The sequence below is a fragment of the Massilia timonae CCUG 45783 genome (genome assembly GCF_000315425.1).
Lineage (GTDB): Bacteria > Pseudomonadota > Gammaproteobacteria > Burkholderiales > Burkholderiaceae_D > Telluria > Telluria timonae.
In genome coordinates this window covers 798,824-815,871 of record NZ_JH992923.1, presented here as the reverse complement: position 1 = coordinate 815,871, position 17,048 = coordinate 798,824, and the positions used below count along the sequence as shown (strand labels likewise).

Here is a 17,048-nt window from a genome sequence, read left to right as displayed (position 1 = left end):
GTCCATATTATGGTCCGGCCCGCAAGCGTCCGGCGTACGCTTGCAGGCAACGCACGCGACAGCAGAAAAATGCTAGCGCCGGCGCGCGCCGGCGGCGGACAATGGTCACGATACGTCCCGACCCGCCACCACCAGACACGAGGCTTGCCATGGATTCCGGCCCATCCGCCCCCACCAGGATCGCCTTTCTCGACTTCGAACTGCTTCCCGCCCAGCGCCTGCTGCTGCGCGCCGGACGCCCGCTGCCGAGCGGCGCGCGCGCCTACGACCTGCTGGTGCTGCTGGCCTCCCGGCCCGGCGAAGTCGTGAGCAAGCGCGCGCTGATGGCCGGGGCCTGGCCGCATACCGTGGTGGTCGAGGCGAACCTGCGGGTGCAGATCGCGGCCCTGCGCAAGCTGCTGGGCGACGCCGGCAGCGCGATCGTGAACGTGGCCGGGCGCGGCTACGCCTTCACCGCCGTGCCCGCGCCCCAGGCCGGGGAGGCGGCCGCTCCCGCCCACGCTGCCGGAAACCCGCCGTCCACGCCTGCTCAGGCCGCGGCCGGCGCCACCGCATCCTGCAGCGCCTCGATGGTCGCCGGCTTGGTCAGGTGCACGTCGAAACCGGCGGCCAGCGCGCGCGCCACGTCGGCCTGCTGGCCGTAACCGGTCAGCGCCACCAGCCGCAGCGGGCCTCCTTCCGGCGCGCCCGCGTCGCCGCGCAAGGCCGCGGCCAGCGCATAGCCGTCCATGTCGGGCAGGCCGATGTCGAGGATCGCCACCTCGGGCGGTTCGGCCACGGCCAGCGCGCGCGCCTCGGCCGCGCTGTGGGCGACCCGCACCGCATGCCCCAGGTGGCGCAGCAGCAGCGCGCTGGCCGCGGCCGCATCCTCGTTGTCGTCGACCAGCAGGATGCGGCGTCCCGGCGCCGCCGGCGCCAGCGGATCCGGCTCGCGCGCCGCGCTCGGCGCGCCGAGCGGCAGGATCACCTCGAAACGGCTGCCGGCGCCCGGGCCAGCGCTGTAGGCCGCGACCCGGCCGCCATGCAGTTGGGCGATCTCGCGCACGATCGCCAGGCCGAGCCCGAGTCCGCCGGTGCGCCGCGCCAGCGGCTGCGGCGCCTGGTAGAACGGCTCGAACACGCGCGCCAGCAACTCAGGGGCCATGCCGGCGCCGTTGTCGCTCACGCCCAGCACCGCCTCGCCATTCACCGCCGCCAGCGTGACGCGGGTGTCGCTGCTGCCGAAGCGGGCCGCGTTCGACAGCAGGTTGCCCAGCACCTGCGCCAGGCGGGTCTCGTCGCCGGTGACCCAGACCTCCGGCGGCGCCTCCAGGGTGATGGGCTCGCCCGGCAGGGCCGCCACCGCATGACGCGCCAGTTCGGCCAGGTTCAGCGGGCGGGCGTCGATCGCCAGCTTGCCGGAGGCGATGCGCGACACGTCCAGCAGGTCGTCGACCAGGCGCCGCAGGTGGGTCACCTGGCGCCGCATGACGGCGCGCTCGCGCTGGCTGCCCGCTTCGCCCCGCAAGTCCATCAGGTCGAGCGAGGTCAGGATCGGGCTGAGCGGATTGCGCAGTTCGTGGCCCAGCATGGCCAGGAAGGCGTCCTTGGCCTGGCCGGCCTGGCGCGCCTGCGCCAGCGCTTCCTCGAGCGACGCCAGCAGGCGCGAACGCTCCTCTTCCTGCGCGGCGCGCCGGCTGGCGGCGGCCTCCAGTGCCTGGCCCATCTCGCGGATCTCCTTGATCCGCGACGGCGCCACCTGCACCTTGCGCGCGCTGCCCAGCGCGGCGGCGCCGGCCTGCACGCTCTCGATGCGGCGCACGATGCGCCCGGACAGCCACGAGGCCAGCGCGATGCAGGCGCTCAGCACCACCCAGGCGCCCAGCACGTAGACCGCGAAGCGCTGGAAGAAGCCCACCCCGAAGCCGGCGCTGGGGGCGCCCACCGCCACCACCCAGCCATAGCGCGGCGAGGTCGTGTAGGCGCTGATCACCTGGTCGCCTTCGAGCGTGGTGGTCACGCCCACGCCTTCCGGCCCGCCGCTCTTCATCAGCGCCGTGAGCGAGGCGCTGGGCGCGCCGACCACGGTGCGCTCCTGGTCGCGCGAGCGCGCCACCAGCGCGCCGCCGCCGTCCATCACCGCGATCACCGATTCCGGAGGAATCTTCTGGCGCGCGATCACGTCCAGGAAGCGGTTCGGCTGGACCACGGCGGTCAGGACCCAGGGCTGGCCGTCGGGCCCCGTCACCGGGATCCGCACCGGCACCGCCGGGCGCCCGCCCTGCCCGCGCGCGACGCGGCCGGCCATCGGGCGGCGCTGCTCCATCGCCTGGTGCAGACTGCCGGGATCGGCGATGCGCGCCGCCGGCGCCCCATATGGCGCCATGGTGCGAAACAGCGGACGGCCGGCGGCGTCGGAGAGCACCACCCCCAGCCAGTCGGGGCGCGACAGGCGGCTGGCGGTGTCGTGGAAGCCGCGCAGGTCGCCGCCCGCCAGTTGCGGACTCTTGGCGATGCCGCTCAGGGCTGCCACGGTGGCGTCCAGCTCGGCGTCGACGGCGCTCGACAGCGCGCGCGCATGGCCGATCATCATCCTTTCCTGTTCCTGCTCCAGGTACAGGCCGGCGCCGTGGATGGTCCAGACTCCCAGCAGCACGAGCGGCAGCAGGCCGATCGCGGTGAGCAGGATCAGGAGGTGTCGGAGGGACAGGACGGTTCCGGCAACGGCGCGCATGGGTGTTCCAGAAAGGAAACGTCCATTATAGGATGAGCCGCCTCCATCCTTGCGGTTTTTGCGGGATTGACCACCGGGGTCAGCGCGGAATCGACAGCGCCAGGGTTTCCTTCAGTTCTTCCATCACCACATAGCTCTTCGACTGGCCGGCGTCGGCCACGTGCAGGATCTCCCCCAGCAGGCGCCGGTACTCGGACATCTCGGGGATGCGCGCCTTGATCAGGTAGTCGAAGTCGCCCGACACCAGGTGGCATTCCATCACCTCGGGAATGGCCAGCATCGCGCGCCGGAAGCGTTCGAAGGCCTTGTCGGATTTCTGGTGCAGGTTGATCTCGACGAACACCAGGATCTGCATGCCCAGCGCCTGTGGATTGATGCGCGCGTAGTAGCCCTGGATGACGCCGTCGCGCTCCATGCGCTTGACCCGCTCGATGCAGGGCGTGAGCGACAGCCCGACCTGCTCGGCCAGGTCCTTCATCACGATCCGCGCATCCTGCTGCAGGATCGACAGGATATGCAGGTCGATCCGGTCCAGGATGCGGTTCGAGGCTTTTTGCACGCGCATGGGTCGATTCCGGTGGGTGAATGCAGAAGTATTTGCTGAAAAATTGCGTATTAACAGAAACAATTATCTCCTCACCCGCGCTACGATGGCAAGCTTTTCTAAATCTGGATTTTTCGAGGAACATATGCGAGTCATCGTATTGGGCAGCGGCGTGGTCGGCGTCACCACCGCGTATTACCTGGCGCAGGCCGGCCACGAGGTCACGGTCATCGACCGCCAGCCCGGTCCCGCCCTCGAGACCAGTTTCGCCAATGCCGGCCAGATCTCGCCCGGCTATGCCTCGCCGTGGGCCGCGCCCGGCATTCCGCTGAAGGCCGCCAAGTGGCTGTTCCAGCGCCACGCGCCGCTGGCGATCCGTCCCGACGGCTCGCTGTTCCAGCTGCAGTGGATGTGGGAGATGTACCGCAACTGCGACCCTGCCCGCTACGCCGTCAACAAGGAGCGCATGGTGCGCCTGGCCGAATACAGCCGCGATTGCATGCGCGCGCTGCGGCGCGACACCGGCATCGCCTACGAAGGCCGCCAGCAGGGCACGGTCCAGCTGTTCCGCACCCGCCAGCAGTTCGACGGCGCGGCCAAGGACATCGAGGTGCTGCGCGACGCCGGCGTGGCCTATGAAGTGCTGGAGGGCGCACAGCTGGCCACGGCCGAACCGGCGCTGGCCAACGTGGCCGACAAGCTGGTCGGCGGCCTGCGCCTGCCGAACGACGAAACCGGCGACTGCCAGCTGTTCACCAGCCGCCTGACGGCCATGGCGCGCGACCTGGGCGTGCGCTTCGAATTCGACACCACGATCCGCTGCCTCAACGAGGCGGGCGGCGAGATCGTCTCGGTTGAAACCGACAAGGGCGCATTCGCCGCGGATCGCTTCGTGCTGGCCCTGGGCAGCTATTCGCGCCTGCTGCTGCAGCGCTGGTTCCCGCTGCCGGTGTATCCGATGAAGGGCTATTCGCTGACGGTGCCGATCACGGACGCGGCGCGCGCGCCGGTGTCGACCATCCTCGACGAGACCTACAAGATTGCCGTCACCCGCTTCGACGACCGCATCCGCGTTGGCGGCATGGCCGAGCTTTCCGGCTACAACCTCGACCTCAATCCACGCCGCCGCGAAACCCTGGAGCTGGTCGTCAACGACCTGTTCCCGGGCGCGGGCGACACCGCCCGGGCCAGCTTCTGGACCGGCCTGCGTCCGATGACGCCGGACAGCACCCCGGTGGTGGGCGCCACGCTGCTGCGCAACCTGTTCCTGAACACCGGCCACGGCACGCTGGGCTGGACCATGGCGGCCGGCTCGGCCAGCGTGATCGCCGACCTGGTGGGCGGCAAGGCGCCGTCGATCCGCGCCGACGACCTGGCCGTGTTCCGCTACGCGGGCGGCAGCGGCGGCGCCGCCGGCGCCAAGCTGGCGCAGGCGTAAGCGCATGGATCAACACACCGATCGGCGCGATGACGGCGCGGCGCGCGCCGGCGCCACCCTCACGATCGACCTGGACGCGGTGCGCGCCAATTACCGCTTGCTGCGCGCGCGCGGCGCCGCCAGCACCGGGGCGGCCTGCGGCGCGGTCCTGAAGGCCGACGCCTACGGGCTCGGCATGGACAAGGTCGCGGCGGCGCTGGCGCGCGAAGGCTGCCGCAGCTTCTTCGTGGCTCACCTCGACGAAGGCATCCGCCTGCGCCGGCTCGTGCCCGGCGATTGCACCATTTATGTGATGCACGGCGCCATGCCGGGCACGGCGCGCGACTGCGTCGAGCACGACCTGACGCCGGTGCTGAACGACCCCGGCCAGGTGGCCGAATGGCGCGCGCTGGCGCGCGAGCTCGGGCGCGAACTGCCGGCCGCGCTGCAGGTCGACACCGGCATGTCGCGCATGGGCCTCGCGGCCGCCGATCTCGACCGGCTGCGCCAGGACCCGGCCTGGCTGGACGGCATCGCGCCGCGATTGTTGATGAGCCACCTGGCCTGCGCCGACGAGCCGGCGCACCCGCTCAACGCGCGCCAGCGCCGGCGCTTCGAAGAGGTGCGCGCGCTGTTTCCCGGCGTGCCGGCCAGCCTGGCCAATTCCTCGGGCGTGTTCCTGGGCGGCGCCTGGCACTTCGACCTGCTGCGCCCGGGATGCGCGCTGTACGGCATCAATCCCCAGCCGGGTCACGCCAATCCGCTGGCGCAGGCGGTGTCGCTGGCGGCGCGCGTGGTGCAGCTGCGCACCGTGGCCGCCGGCGACATCGTCGGCTATGGCGCGCGCTACGTGGCGCCGGGCGAGCGCCGCATCGCCACCATCGCGATCGGCTATGCCGACGGCTGGCTGCGCGCCCTCACCGGCCGTTCGCAGGCCTTCGTCGACGGCGTGGCCGTGCCCTTCGCCGGCACCGTGTCGATGGACAGCATCACGCTCGACGTCACCGGCATCCCCGAAGACCGGATCGCGCCGGGGCGGACGGTCGACCTGCTGTGCCCGCAGCAGACGGTCGACGACGTCGCGCTCCAGGCCGGCACCATCGGCTACGAGGTGCTGACCCGCCTGGGCGGGCGCTTCGCGCGCCGTTATCTCGGGCTGCCGGCGCAAGAATAACGCCGAAATCGGGCGCCGCGGTTACCATGCTGCCTGCGGCGACCCGCCGCGGCAGCCCGGGAGTCCACCTTGTTCGAAATCAGCCAGCTTCGCTGCTTCGTCGCCGTTGCCGAAGAACTTCACTTCAGCCGGGCGGCGCAGCGCCTGAACATGACGCAGCCGCCGTTGAGCCGCCAGGTCCGGCTGCTCGAACACAGCGTCGGCGTGGCCCTGCTCGAGCGCAGCAGCCGTTCCGTCACCCTCACCGCCGCCGGCAAGGCCTTCCTGCCGGAAGCCGTCCGCATCCTGCGCCTGGCGCAAGAGGCGGCGGTCAAGGCGCGCCGCACGGCCAGGGGTGAACAGGGCACGCTCTCGATCGGTTTTTCCGCCGCCTCCGGCTACAGCCTGCTGCCGGCGGTCGTGCGCGGCATCCGCCAGGTCTGCCCCGACGTGGCGCTCAACCGAAAGAGCTCGTGAGCACGGCCCAGGTCGAGGCGCTCAACGCAGGCGAGATCGACCTGGCCCTGATGCGGCCGCACCCCATCAACGGCGAACTGGAAAGCGTGCCGATGGCGACCGAGTCGCTCATGCTGGCGGTGCAGGCGAGCGAGGCCCACGCCTGGCCCGCCGAGCCCACCCTGCAATGCCTGCACGGCCGGCCTTTCCTCATGTACTCGCCCTACGAGGCGCGTCCCTTCTACCAGATGCTCAGCGAACGCTTTGCCAGGGCCGGCGTCGTGCCCGATGTCGTCGAGTACATCGGACAGGTCCACACCATGCTGGCGCTGGTCGGCGCGGGAATGGGGGCCGCCCTGATCGCCGAAGGCGCCTGCCGCCTGAAGTTCGAAGGCGTCGTCACGCGCCGGATGATGACCGAACCCGTCCACCTGGTGGGCGCCTACCGCCGCAACAACGACAACCCCGTGCTCGACCTGTTCAAGCAGCAGGTGCTCCGTTCTTTCAAACTTACGCAAAGCCGTCCATAGTTAACTTTGCTGTTGAATTCCTGCTTCGCCGGGGCCGGTTTCGTCTTGCGCTTCACGCCCAAGGCCAGCGCCTTCCCCTCCACAGGCAGCGACGGTGGAACTCAACGCCATATTTCTCAGGTTGATTGCCGCGTTCATGTCGCGATCGTGCTGTGCGCCGCAGTCTGGACAATGCCATCGGCGAACCTCAAGGTCGAGCACCTCGAGCCGATGGCCGCAGCAGTAACACGTCTTGCTGCTGGGATACCAGCGATCGACCACGACGACCTGCCCACCGCGCCACGCCGCCTTGTACTCCAGTTGGCGGCGCAGCTCACCGAAGCCCATGTCCGTGATCGAGCGCGCCAGGCAGCGGTTCCCAAGCATGCCCTTGACGTTCAGATCCTCGATGCCGATGAGATGGAATCGACGGGTGATGGATGTGGTCAGCTTGTGCAGGCCGTCCCGCCGTATCTCGGCGATCCGCGCATGCAGGCGCGCGAGCTTGTTTTTCGCCTTGATGTAATTGCGGGCCCCTTTGACTTTGCGCGACAGACTGCGCGCCAGGCGCTTTACCCGCGCCAGGAGAGACCGGAGCGCCTTGGGGCCGGCGAAGGTCTCGCCGGTTGACAAGGTGGCCAGCGTCCTGACACCCAGATCGACTCCTACCGCGCCTTGGTTTTTGGCGGGCGGCAAGTGTGACGCGTCGGTGTTGACAACTACACTGGCATACCAGCGATCTGCAACACGCTCGATCGAGGCCGAGACGATTCGCCCACTCAGGCGCAGGGATTCGCACATGCGCAGCCATCCCAGCTTCGGGATACGGATGCGTTTGTCCTTGACGCTGAACTGGTCATTCGTCAATGTAAAGCGGTCGTCACGACCCTTGCGTCGATATCTCGGGTAACGAGCCCGGCCTTTGAAGAAATTCTCGAAGGCGCGTCCCAATTGCTGGATCGCCATCTGCGGAGCATTCTTCGTCACTTCCAGCATCCAGGGGTACTGCATGCGTTTGATCGCATTGAGCTGGCGCCTCAGGGCCTTCTCGTTCGGTTTTGGCAAGTCTGGATCGGCCCTGCACGCTTCATACTGTCGCTGCCACTCGGCCAGTGCCCAATTGTAGGCGAACCGGGCGGTACCTGCCGCGCGGGCAAGGTAGGTCGCCTGGACGTTGTTGGGGTCGAGACGAATGCGATGACCGCGGAACATAATGGTTCCCAGAAGCGTGGCCGGCGTTGGCTATGAAACCGGCAAGAGCGAATCAGCCGGTCTTGTCAGAGCTGGTGAGGCACCAAATAGTTCCCAAAAGCGCACCCTTCAGCCAAATTCCAGATTTCCAGCCCATCTTTAGCAGATGCGAACCATCGCACTCGCGCTGCGGGCATGTATTCCTCCCATAACGACCAGCGCACTCCCGCATTCATGTCCGTCCGACTATCGTCGAGCCAAACTTTCTCAAAGTGGGCAAGTTTGAGAAGTTTCAAGTAGCTTTCGAACTAACTGTAATCAACCCCGCCTTTCTCCAGGCCTGAACCCACCTGCCGCCGCGATCGATTCAATTATTGAATCAGACACGACAGCATTTGAATTGCTCGGGAATCGATCCCGGTCCTATGATGGCTCTGCCGCGCCGATATTCACTGGCGCCGGCTGCGTACGGATGACAAACAATCCGGCCATATCACAGGAGACAAGCATGAAACAACTGGCAGCGCTGGCGCTGGCCTGCGCCGGCACCGTCGCCCATGCGCAGGCGTCCGTGACCTTCTACGGCATCGTCGACGCCGGCATCATCGTCGAAGATGGCGGCGCGAACGGGCGGATCACCAAGGTCACGAGCGGCGTCGGCGCCGCCTCGCGCTTCGGCTTGCGCGGGGTGGAGGACTTGGGCGACGGCGTGTCGGCCTTTTTCACCCTGGAGGGCGGCGCCAAGATCGACACCGGCGAAATCGACGCCGCCGGCACGATCTTCAACCGCCAGTCCCTGGTCGGCCTGCGCGGCGGCTATGGCGCGGTGGCCCTGGGCCGCCAGTACACGCCCTACCACACCGCGATGGTGACCATCGTCGATCCGTTCAGCACCGGCTACGCGGGCAGCGCCAAGAGCCTGTTCCCCCACAACGGCGCCAATATCCGCACCAGCAACACCATCACCTACGCGACACCCAGGGTGAACGGCTTCGACGCCGAGCTGGCGTACAGCGTCGGCGAACAGGACGACTCCTCGGTGGGGCGCCAGTTCGGCGGCGCGGTCGGTTACGCCGCCGGCCCGCTGGCGCTGCGCCTGGTCTACAACAACAAGAACACCGATGTCCCGGCCAGCGGCGCCACGCCGGCCGTGGAACGGACCCTGGGCCGCAACTACCTGCTGGCCGCATCGTACAAGCTGGCGCGCGTCAAGCTGCATGCGGGGTTCAGCGTCGACAAGGGCTTCAATGCGGCGCCGCTGATCAACCCGAACAATCCCTACGGCGGGACCAGGCCGACGCCGTCGACCGACGGCCGCAGCGTCCTGCTGGGCGTGACGGCGCCGATCGGCGCCGGCACCCTCATGGCGTCGGTGCTGCACAAGGACGACCGCACGGCATTCAACCAGGACGCCAATGCCTGGGGCATCGGCTACCTGTACGCGCTGTCGAAACGCACCGGCCTGTACGCGGCCTATGGCCACGTCGACAACCGCAACGGCGCCGGCTATACCATTGCGAACAATACCGAAGCGGGCAGCGGCGACACCGGCTACAACCTCGGCATGCGCCACAGCTTCTGATCACGCTTGAATACGCTTGAATACTTATAACGAGGAGACATCATGAGAATGAATACGACCGTATCGTCCCTGCTGCTGGGCCTGGCGTTGATGGGCGGCGCGCAGGCCGCGCCATTTCCGAGCAAGGCCATCAACGCCGTCGTGCCCTTCCCGTCCGGGGGATCGACCGACGCCATCGCCCGCGCGATCGGCCCGAAAATCAGCGCGACGCTGGGCCAGCCCTGGGTGGTCGACAACCGTCCGGGCGCCACCGGCGCGATCGGCGCCGGCTACGTCAAGCGCGCGGCTCCCGACGGCCATACGCTGATGGTGGCCTCGATCGCGGTGTACTCGGTCAATCCCCTGCTCCAGAAGCGGCTGCCCTACGATCCATCGAAGGACTTCGACCTGTTGACGGTGGCGGTGCAGGCCCCGAACGTGCTGGTGACGAATGCCACCGTCCCCGCCAACACGGTGGGCGACTTCATCGCCTACCTCAAGAAGCATCCCGGCAAGGTGACCTTCGCCACCTCGGGTGCGGGCAGCTCGGACCACCTGACCGCGGCGCTGTTCTGGCAAAAGACCGGCACCTCGGGGCTGCACGTGCCCTACAAGGGCGGCGCGCCGGCGATCACCGACCTGCTCGGTGGCCATGCCAACGTCTCGTTCCAGAACATCAACGTCGTGCTCGGCCATATCAAGTCCGGCAAGCTCAGGGCCCTGGCCGTGACCGGCGCCAACCGGTCGGCGGCGCTGCCCAACGTGCCCACGCTCGCCGAATCGGGCGTCAAGGACGTCGACGTGTATTCGTGGCAGGCCATCGCCGCGCCGAAGGGATTGCCGAAAGACGTCAAGGCCAGGCTGCACACCTCCATCGTGAACACGCTGCGCGACCCGCAGATCAAGGACAAGCTCAGCGAGCAGGGGTTCGAGATCGTGGCCTCGTCGCCCGAACAGTTCGCCAAGTTCCAGGCCCAGGAACTGGCGCGCTGGCGCGACGTGATCACCAACGGCAAGATCGAGATCGACTGATCCGGCGCCAGCGCTTTTTCCTGAACCTCCACTTTTTTGACCCGTACATCATGCGCAACCCGAATCCGAATGCCCCCGTCGTCACCAGCCTGCGCGTCGTCCCGGTCGCGGGGCAGGACAGCATGCTCCTGAACCTGAGCGGGGCGCACGGCCCCTGGTTCACCCGCAACATCGTCATCCTGACCGACAGCGCCGGCAATACCGGCCTGGGCGAGGTGCCCGGCGGCGAGGCTATCCGCCAGACCATCGAGGATGCCCGCCCCTTCATCATCGGCGCGACCCTGGGCGACTACAACAAGGTGCTGGGCGCCATGCGCAGCGCCTTCGCCGAACGCGACCAGGGCGGCCGCGGCCTCCAGACCTTCGACCTGCGCACCACGATCCACGCCGTCACGGCCGTGGAATCGGCGCTGCTCGACCTGCTCGGCCAGTTCATGGGCGTGCCGGTGGCGGCGCTGCTGGGCGACGGCCAGCAGCGCGACGCGGTCGAGATGCTGGGCTACCTGTTCTATGTGGGCGATCGCAAGCGCACGCCGCTGGCCTACCGCAGCGAGCCGGACGCCGACAACGACTGGTATCGCCTGCGCAACGAAGAAGCGCTCACGCCCGAGGCCATCGTGCGGCTGGCCGAGGCCGCCCAGGCGCGCTACGGCTTCAATGACTTCAAGCTCAAGGGAGGCGTGCTGTCGGCCGACGAAGAGATGGAAGCGATTGTCGCCCTGCACGAGCGCTTCCCCCAGGCGCGCGTGACGCTCGACCCCAACGGCGGCTGGCTGCTGGCCGACGCGATCCGCGTGTGCCGCGACAAGCACGGCATCCTGGCCTATGCCGAAGACCCGTGCGGCGCCGAGAACGGTTTCTCGGGACGCGAAGTGATGGCCGAATTCCGGCGCGCGACGGGGCTGCGCACCGCGACCAACATGATCGCGACCGACTGGCGCCAGATGGCCCATTCGATCCAGCTGCAGTCGGTCGACATCCCGCTGGCCGACCCGCATTTCTGGACCATGCAGGGTTCGGTCAGGGTGGCCCAGTTGTGCGAGATGTTCGGCCTGACCTGGGGTTCGCATTCGAACAACCACTTCGACATCTCGCTGGCGATGTTTACGCACGTCGGCGCCGCCGCGCCGGGCAGGGTCACCGCGATCGACACCCACTGGATCTGGCAGGACGGCCAGCACCTGACCAAACGCCCCCTCACCATCGAAGGCGGCATGGTGCAGGTGCCGCGCAAGCCGGGCCTGGGCATCGAACTCGACCCCGACAAGCTGGAACTGGCGCACCAGGCCTACAAGAACATGGGGCTGGGTGCGCGCGACGACGCGGTCGCCATGCAATACCTGGTGCGCGACTGGAAGTTCGACAACAAGCGCCCCTGCCTGGTGCGTTGAGGCCGTGGCCGGCGCTTGCGCCGTCTTTACTGCAAGGCTAGAACAGCTCCAGGTTCGGCGAAGGCGGCGGCGCCGCGCGCTTCGGCGCCAGCGGCGCCGGCCACGCCTTCATGGCCTCGGCCGGGTAATGGCGCAGGAAGCTGCGCGCGACGTCGGTATCGCGGCAGGCCAGCCAGTCCCCCACCTCTTCCTGCGCCAGCAGCACCAGCGAGCGCTTCTCGTCGCCCGGCCTGTGCATGCGCCGCATCAGCGGATGGTCGTCGGCGTTGATGGTGATCTGGGTGAAGGCGGTCGACATCTCCCCGTCGGCCTCCTGCCATTCGCGCCACAGGCCGGCCACCCAGAACATCGACTCGTCGGCCATGCCGATCGCGGTGCGCTCGGCGCGTCCGCTCTCGTAGCACGGCTCGTAGAACCACAGCATCGGCACCGCGCACAGCTGCAGGCGGCGAAAGGCGAAGGCGAACGAGCGCCGCTCGAGCAGCGATTCGGCGCGCGCATTCATGGTGTCGAAGGGCTTGACCTCGGGCGGGATGTGACGCCGCGGCACCATGCCATAGCTGGCCACGCAGGCGTCAAGCGGCAAGCCGGGCGCCGCGCGCAGGATCGGCGCCGCGTAATCCTTCCATGTTTCCTCGGGCCAGTGCCAGTCGCGCGGAAGGATGCTGAAGGCGCCAATGCGGCCATTGAACTGCTCGGGCGTCGGCGGACGATAATTAACACACATGAGAGAAGCCTAAAAAGTGTTGCTCAATGATAACAGTTGCAGGCGTGCTGCGTCGTACATGGGACCCAAAGTGTAAAATACCAAGATTCATCTCTTCGCATTTACACTCGATGCCGCCAGCCAGCCTTCCCTTCCTGCCCGCCACCGACGAGACTTCGCGACTGATTCTGGCATTTCCCTGGGAAACCACCAGCCTGGGCCCGATCGACAGCTGGTCGACCGTGCTCAAGACCACGGTGGCCCTGATCATGGCCACCCCGGCGCCGATCGTCACCTTGTGGGGCGAGGACGGCTACATGATCTACAACGACGCCTACCGGGTGTTCGCCGGCGGGCGCCACCCGGTGCTGCTCGGTTCAAAAGTGCGTGAAGGCTGGCCCGAGGTGGCCGACTTCAACGACAACGTGATGAAGGTGGGCCTGGCCGGCGGCACCCTCAGCTACCAGGACCAGGAACTGACCCTGCACCGCAGCGGCCAGCCCGAGCAGGTCTGGATGAATCTCGACTATTCGCCGATCCGCGACCAGGACGGCGCCATCGCCGGCGTGATGTCGGTGGTGGTGGAAACGTCGAGCAAGGTCAAGGCCGAGCGCCATGTGCGCGCCGAGCGCGAGCGCCTGAACACGATGTTCGAGCAGGCGCCCGGCTTCATCTGCCTGCTGGACGGCGCCGAACACCGCTACTCCCTCGCCAACGAAGCCTACCGCGCGCTCACCGGCCGCCGTCCCCTGCTCGGCCTGCCGGTGGCGCAGGCGGTGCCCGAGCTGGCCGAACACGGCATCGTCGAGGTGCTCGACCGCTGCTTCGCCGAAGGCACGACCTTCCGCGCCGAGGGCGTCGAACTCACGCTGCGCAATCCCGGACTGGACGCGCCGGCGCACTTCTTCATCGACTTCGTGCTGCAGCCGCTGCGGGACGCCAATGGCGCGGTGTTCGCCACCTTCGTGGAAGGCAACGACGTCACAGAGCGGGTGAGCGCCGAACGCGCGCTGCGCGCCAGCGAGGCGCGCTTTCGCACCTTCGCCCAGGCCATGCCCAACCACGTGTGGGCGGCGCACGAGGACGGCAGCGTCGAATGGATCAACGACCGTGTGCACGAATACGCCAATGCCGGCGCCGCGCCCCAGACCCTGCTGGGCCATGGCTGGAGCCCGCTGGTGCATCCGGACGACGAGCCGCGCTACCGCGCGCTGTGGGACGCCAGCGTGGCGTCCGGCGCCCCGCTCGACGTCGAGATCCGGCTGCGCCGCCACGACGGCGACTACCGCTGGCACCTGGTGCGCGCGCGGCGCTCGCCGGGCGAGGCCGGCGACGGCGCCCTGTGGATCGGCAGCAGCATCGACATCGAGGACCAGAAGCGCGCGAGCGATGCGCTGGCCGCCGTCAACGCCACGCTCGAGGAACGGGTGGAGCGCCGCACGGCGGAGCGCGACCGCATGTGGCGGCTGTCGAAGGACATCATGCTGGTGGCCGACTTGCAGGGGACCTTGTCCGCCGTGAACCCGGCCTTCACGACCATCCTGGGCTGGCTTGAATCCGAGGTGCTCGCAACTCCCCTGCTCGACCTGGTGCACCCGGACGACCGCGAATCCACCACGCGCCAGATCGAGGTGCTGCGCCTGGGCGGCCAGGTTTACCGCTTCGAGAACCGCTATCGGCGCAAGAACGGCAGCTGGTGCAACCTGTCCTGGACCGCCTCGCCCGACGACCAGTACATCCACGCGGTGGGCCGCGACATCAGCACCGACCTGGCCCGGATGGAGGCCATGCGGCGCACCGAGGCCGCGCTGCAGCAGGCGCAGAAAATGGAGACCATCGGCAAGCTGACCGGCGGCGTGGCGCACGACTTCAACAACCTGCTGCAGGTCATCGGCGGCAACCTGCAGCTGATCGCGCGCCGCGCCGACGGCCTGCCCGAGATCAAGAAGCGCGTCGAGAACGCCATGAACGGCGTCGAGCGCGGCGCCAAGCTGGCCAGCTCCCTGCTGTCGTTCGCGCGCCGCCAGCCGCTCGAGCCGAAGGCGGTCAAGATCGGCCGCCTGCTGGCCAGCATGGAAGACATGATGCGGCGCGCCCTGGGCGAGGAGATCGACGTCGAGATGGTGATCTCGGGCGGCCTGTGGACCACCGAGGTCGACCCGGCGCAGCTCGAGAACGCGATCCTGAACCTGGCGATCAACGCCCGCGACGCCATGGACGGCGCCGGCCGGCTCACCATCGAGGTCGCCAATGCCGCGCTGGACGCCGCCTACTGCGCCGCGCACACGGAGGTCGCGCCCGGCCAGTACGTGCTGCTGGCCGTGAGCGACACCGGCAGCGGCATGCCGCAGGAAGTCATCGACCAGGCCTTCGAGCCCTTCTACTCGACCAAGCCCGAGGGCAAGGGCACCGGTCTCGGTCTGTCGATGGTGTATGGCCTGGTCAAGCAGTCGGGCGGCCACGTCAAGATCTACAGCGAGGTCGGCGAAGGCACCACGGTCAAGATCTACCTGCCACGTTCGCTGCAGGCCGAGGACCACGCCGGCGAGCAGCTGGCGCAGCCGGCGACCGGCGGCCACGAGACCGTGCTGGTGGTCGAGGACGACGAGCAGGTGCGCCTGACCGTGGTCGACATGCTGGCCGACCTGGGCTACCGGGTGCTGCGCGCCGGCGACGCCGCCTCGGCCCTGACCGTGATCGACAGCGGCATCCACATCGACCTGCTGTTCACCGACGTCGTGATGCCGGGTCCCCTGCGCAGCCCGGAGCTGGCGAAGAAGGCGCGCGAGCGCCTGCCGAACGTCGCGGTGCTGTTCACCTCGGGCTATACCGAGAACGCGATCGTGCACGGGGGGCGCCTCGATCCGGGCGTGGAACTGCTCGGCAAGCCCTATACCCGCGACGCCCTGGCGCGCAAGATCCGCCATGTGCTGGCCAACCAGCAGCAGAAGAACGCGGCCCTGCAGCCGGCGGACGGCGCCGCCGCGCCGGCCGGCTCGAAGGCGCGCGTGCTGCTGGTGGAAGACGAGGACGACATCCGCGAGAACACCGCGGAACTGATGCGCATCATGGGCTACGAGGTGCTGGAGGCGGCCAGCGCCGAGGCGGCGCTGGCGCTGCTGGAGCGGCGGCCGGACGTCGTGCTGACCGACCTGCAGTTGCCGGGCCTGGGAGGCGAAGCGCTGGCGCATACGGTAAGGCAAAGATTGCCGCGCGCGCGGGTCGCCTTCATGAGCGGGGCCAGCCACGCGTCGAGCGTGGCCGACGCGCTGCTGCCCAAGCCCTACGACGCCGGACAGCTGCAGGCGCTGCTGGAAAAGCTGGCCTGATCCGGGCGTTCAGGCGTCGCGCCGCATATCGTCCGGCCGTTCACGCGCTGTAGCTGGGGCGATGGATGGCGCTGGCTGTCGTGCACGGTGGCGAGCAAACCGGAAAGCCGGCGCCACCGGCAAGGAATGGTGTTCCAATTGTGCTGCATAACAATGCCACCGCAAGTTACAATAAAGAAACGGATTATCGAGTTTCGCTATCGCAAATTGTGAGAATTTGATAGATTGTTGACTTGCCCGTGCGTATTTGTTGCGCATGTCGGCATGCCTGTATGATGCCCGCTTGGCATGCTTGTCCATCCGGCAAGCATGCTCTGCGCGTTGTTGCCGGCCTTGCCGGCGGGGCACTTAACCATATGCACACCTGAATCCATGAAATCGCACAGCAGTCCATCGCCGGGGCAGCCAGATCCCGCTTCCTCGGAAGTTTGTTCGACCAAGGAGGCCGCAAGCCTGCTCGGCGTGTCGCACCGCACCGTGCAATTGTGGGTGGAGGGCGGCGTGCTGCAGGCATGGAAGACGGCGGGCGGCCACCGCCGCATCCTGCTCTCCTCGGTGCACCGGCTGGTGGCCCAGCGCAACCAGGCGGTGACGGGCGGCGCGGCCGCCAGTTCGCCGGCCGCGCCGGCGGCGCCCTCTTCGGCGCGCCGCATCGTGATGGCCGACGACGACGCCACCCTGCTGCGCCTGTACGAGCTGGAAATCTCGGGCTGGGGCCTGGATGCCGAGCTGATCAAGGCGCGCGACGGCTTCGACGCCCTGATCCGCATCGGCGAAGCCAAACCCGACCTGTTGATCAGCGACTTGAACATGCCGGGCATGGATGGTTTCCGCATGGTACGCACGCTACGCGCCGACCCGCGTTATGGCAAGATGGCCATCATCGTCATCAGTGGGCTGGACCGGGCAACGATCGCTTCGATGGGTTTACCGTCCGACATACCGGTGTTCTCCAAACCGGTGCGTTTCCCCGAACTGCGCGCCAGGGTCGAACAGATCCTCGGCACCAGCGAGCGAGCCATGGAGACTTAACCAGGACCAAGAAG

14 protein-coding genes are annotated in these 17,048 nt (G+C 68.1%); 10 read left to right on the top strand and 4 right to left on the bottom strand.

What is annotated here, in order from left to right; translation table 11 throughout:
- The first annotated feature begins 149 nt into the window (after positions 1–149).
- A complete protein-coding gene (locus HMPREF9710_RS27150; protein ID WP_005667192.1) occupies positions 150–644 on the top strand; it encodes a winged helix-turn-helix domain-containing protein in 495 nt (164 codons plus the stop codon).
- On the opposite strand, the gene HMPREF9710_RS13565 is transcribed toward HMPREF9710_RS27150, so the two are convergent.
- Together HMPREF9710_RS13565 and HMPREF9710_RS13560 are read right to left on the bottom strand one after the other, a co-directional pair.
- Positions 530–2,713 carry a hybrid sensor histidine kinase/response regulator gene (locus HMPREF9710_RS13565; protein ID WP_005667190.1) on the bottom strand — a complete coding sequence of 728 codons (2,184 nt, stop codon included), beginning with the start codon at positions 2,711–2,713 and terminating at the stop codon, positions 530–532. The two genes, HMPREF9710_RS27150 and HMPREF9710_RS13565, sit on opposite strands and share 115 nt — an antisense overlap.
- Before the next feature lie 79 nt (positions 2,714–2,792).
- Positions 2,793–3,278 carry an Lrp/AsnC ligand binding domain-containing protein gene (locus tag HMPREF9710_RS13560; RefSeq protein ID WP_005667188.1) on the bottom strand — a complete coding sequence of 162 codons (486 nt, stop codon included), beginning with the start codon at positions 3,276–3,278 and terminating at the stop codon, positions 2,793–2,795.
- Between the two features lie 124 nt (positions 3,279–3,402).
- Here HMPREF9710_RS13560 and HMPREF9710_RS13555 point away from each other — a divergent pair, with 124 nt between their 5' ends.
- From HMPREF9710_RS13555 to HMPREF9710_RS28550, 4 genes are all read left to right on the top strand, one after another.
- On the top strand, positions 3,403–4,695 hold the full coding sequence (locus tag HMPREF9710_RS13555; RefSeq protein WP_005667186.1) for a D-amino acid dehydrogenase: 1,293 nt from the start codon (positions 3,403–3,405) through the stop codon (positions 4,693–4,695).
- A gap of 4 nt (positions 4,696–4,699) precedes the next feature.
- Positions 4,700–5,848, top strand: coding sequence for an alanine racemase (gene alr, locus HMPREF9710_RS13550; protein ID WP_005667184.1), 1,149 nt, complete (start codon positions 4,700–4,702; stop codon positions 5,846–5,848).
- Between the two features lie 69 nt (positions 5,849–5,917).
- A complete protein-coding gene (locus HMPREF9710_RS28555; protein ID WP_005667182.1) occupies positions 5,918–6,304 on the top strand; it encodes a LysR family transcriptional regulator in 387 nt (128 codons plus the stop codon).
- Positions 6,301–6,813 carry a LysR substrate-binding domain-containing protein gene (locus tag HMPREF9710_RS28550; RefSeq protein ID WP_005667180.1) on the top strand — a complete coding sequence of 171 codons (513 nt, stop codon included), beginning with the start codon at positions 6,301–6,303 and terminating at the stop codon, positions 6,811–6,813. The genes HMPREF9710_RS28555 and HMPREF9710_RS28550 overlap by 4 nt, the downstream gene beginning before the upstream one ends.
- Here the strand turns inward: HMPREF9710_RS28550 and HMPREF9710_RS13540 are convergent, their stop codons facing one another.
- Positions 6,814–8,004, bottom strand: coding sequence for an RNA-guided endonuclease InsQ/TnpB family protein (locus HMPREF9710_RS13540; protein ID WP_005667178.1), 1,191 nt, complete (start codon positions 8,002–8,004; stop codon positions 6,814–6,816).
- Positions 8,005–8,491: 487 nt separating this feature from the next.
- Between HMPREF9710_RS13540 and HMPREF9710_RS13535 the strand changes: the two genes are divergently transcribed.
- The 3 genes from HMPREF9710_RS13535 to gudD are packed head-to-tail and all read left to right on the top strand — an operon-like array spanning position 8,492 to position 11,967.
- Positions 8,492–9,565 (top strand): porin, encoded by a 1,074-nt coding sequence (locus tag HMPREF9710_RS13535; protein ID WP_005667176.1) that lies wholly within the window; start codon positions 8,492–8,494, stop codon positions 9,563–9,565.
- A gap of 42 nt (positions 9,566–9,607) precedes the next feature.
- Positions 9,608–10,576: a Bug family tripartite tricarboxylate transporter substrate binding protein gene (locus HMPREF9710_RS13530; protein ID WP_005667174.1), complete on the top strand. Its 969-nt coding sequence runs from the start codon at positions 9,608–9,610 to the stop codon at positions 10,574–10,576.
- A 50-nt stretch (positions 10,577–10,626) separates the two neighbouring features.
- The gene (gene gudD, locus HMPREF9710_RS13525; RefSeq protein WP_005667173.1) at positions 10,627–11,967 is read left to right on the top strand and encodes a glucarate dehydratase; all 1,341 of its coding nucleotides are present in this window, start codon (positions 10,627–10,629) and stop codon (positions 11,965–11,967) included.
- A 37-nt stretch (positions 11,968–12,004) separates the two neighbouring features.
- Here gudD and HMPREF9710_RS13520 read toward each other — a convergent pair whose 3' ends face one another.
- Positions 12,005–12,694 (bottom strand): SOS response-associated peptidase family protein, encoded by a 690-nt coding sequence (locus HMPREF9710_RS13520; protein ID WP_005667172.1) that lies wholly within the window; start codon positions 12,692–12,694, stop codon positions 12,005–12,007.
- 110 nt (positions 12,695–12,804) lie between these two features.
- On the opposite strand from HMPREF9710_RS13520, the gene HMPREF9710_RS13515 reads away from it, so the two are divergent.
- Together HMPREF9710_RS13515 and HMPREF9710_RS13510 are read left to right on the top strand one after the other, a co-directional pair.
- Entirely contained in the window at positions 12,805–16,002 is a 3,198-nt protein-coding gene (locus HMPREF9710_RS13515; protein WP_005667171.1) for a PAS domain S-box protein, read from the top strand.
- A 372-nt stretch (positions 16,003–16,374) separates the two neighbouring features.
- A complete protein-coding gene (locus tag HMPREF9710_RS13510) occupies positions 16,375–17,034 on the top strand; it encodes a response regulator (RefSeq protein WP_005667170.1) in 660 nt (219 codons plus the stop codon).
- The last annotated feature ends 14 nt before the right edge of the window (positions 17,035–17,048 follow it).

Coding starts and splice junctions, on each gene's coding strand:
- HMPREF9710_RS13510 (WP_005667170.1), top strand. CDS start 16,375: ATGAAATCGCACAGCAGTCCATCGCCGGGGCAGCCAGATCCCGCTTCC.
- alr (WP_005667184.1), top strand. CDS start 4,700: ATGGATCAACACACCGATCGGCGCGATGACGGCGCGGCGCGCGCCGGC.
- HMPREF9710_RS13555 (WP_005667186.1), top strand. CDS start 3,403: ATGCGAGTCATCGTATTGGGCAGCGGCGTGGTCGGCGTCACCACCGCG.
- HMPREF9710_RS13565 (WP_005667190.1), bottom strand. CDS start 2,713: ATGCGCGCCGTTGCCGGAACCGTCCTGTCCCTCCGACACCTCCTGATC.
- HMPREF9710_RS13560 (WP_005667188.1), bottom strand. CDS start 3,278: ATGCGCGTGCAAAAAGCCTCGAACCGCATCCTGGACCGGATCGACCTG.
- HMPREF9710_RS13515 (WP_005667171.1), top strand. CDS start 12,805: ATGCCGCCAGCCAGCCTTCCCTTCCTGCCCGCCACCGACGAGACTTCG.
- HMPREF9710_RS13540 (WP_005667178.1), bottom strand. CDS start 8,004: ATGTTCCGCGGTCATCGCATTCGTCTCGACCCCAACAACGTCCAGGCG.
- HMPREF9710_RS13535 (WP_005667176.1), top strand. CDS start 8,492: ATGAAACAACTGGCAGCGCTGGCGCTGGCCTGCGCCGGCACCGTCGCC.
- gudD (WP_005667173.1), top strand. CDS start 10,627: ATGCGCAACCCGAATCCGAATGCCCCCGTCGTCACCAGCCTGCGCGTC.
- HMPREF9710_RS13520 (WP_005667172.1), bottom strand. CDS start 12,694: ATGTGTGTTAATTATCGTCCGCCGACGCCCGAGCAGTTCAATGGCCGC.
- HMPREF9710_RS13530 (WP_005667174.1), top strand. CDS start 9,608: ATGAGAATGAATACGACCGTATCGTCCCTGCTGCTGGGCCTGGCGTTG.
- HMPREF9710_RS27150 (WP_005667192.1), top strand. CDS start 150: ATGGATTCCGGCCCATCCGCCCCCACCAGGATCGCCTTTCTCGACTTC.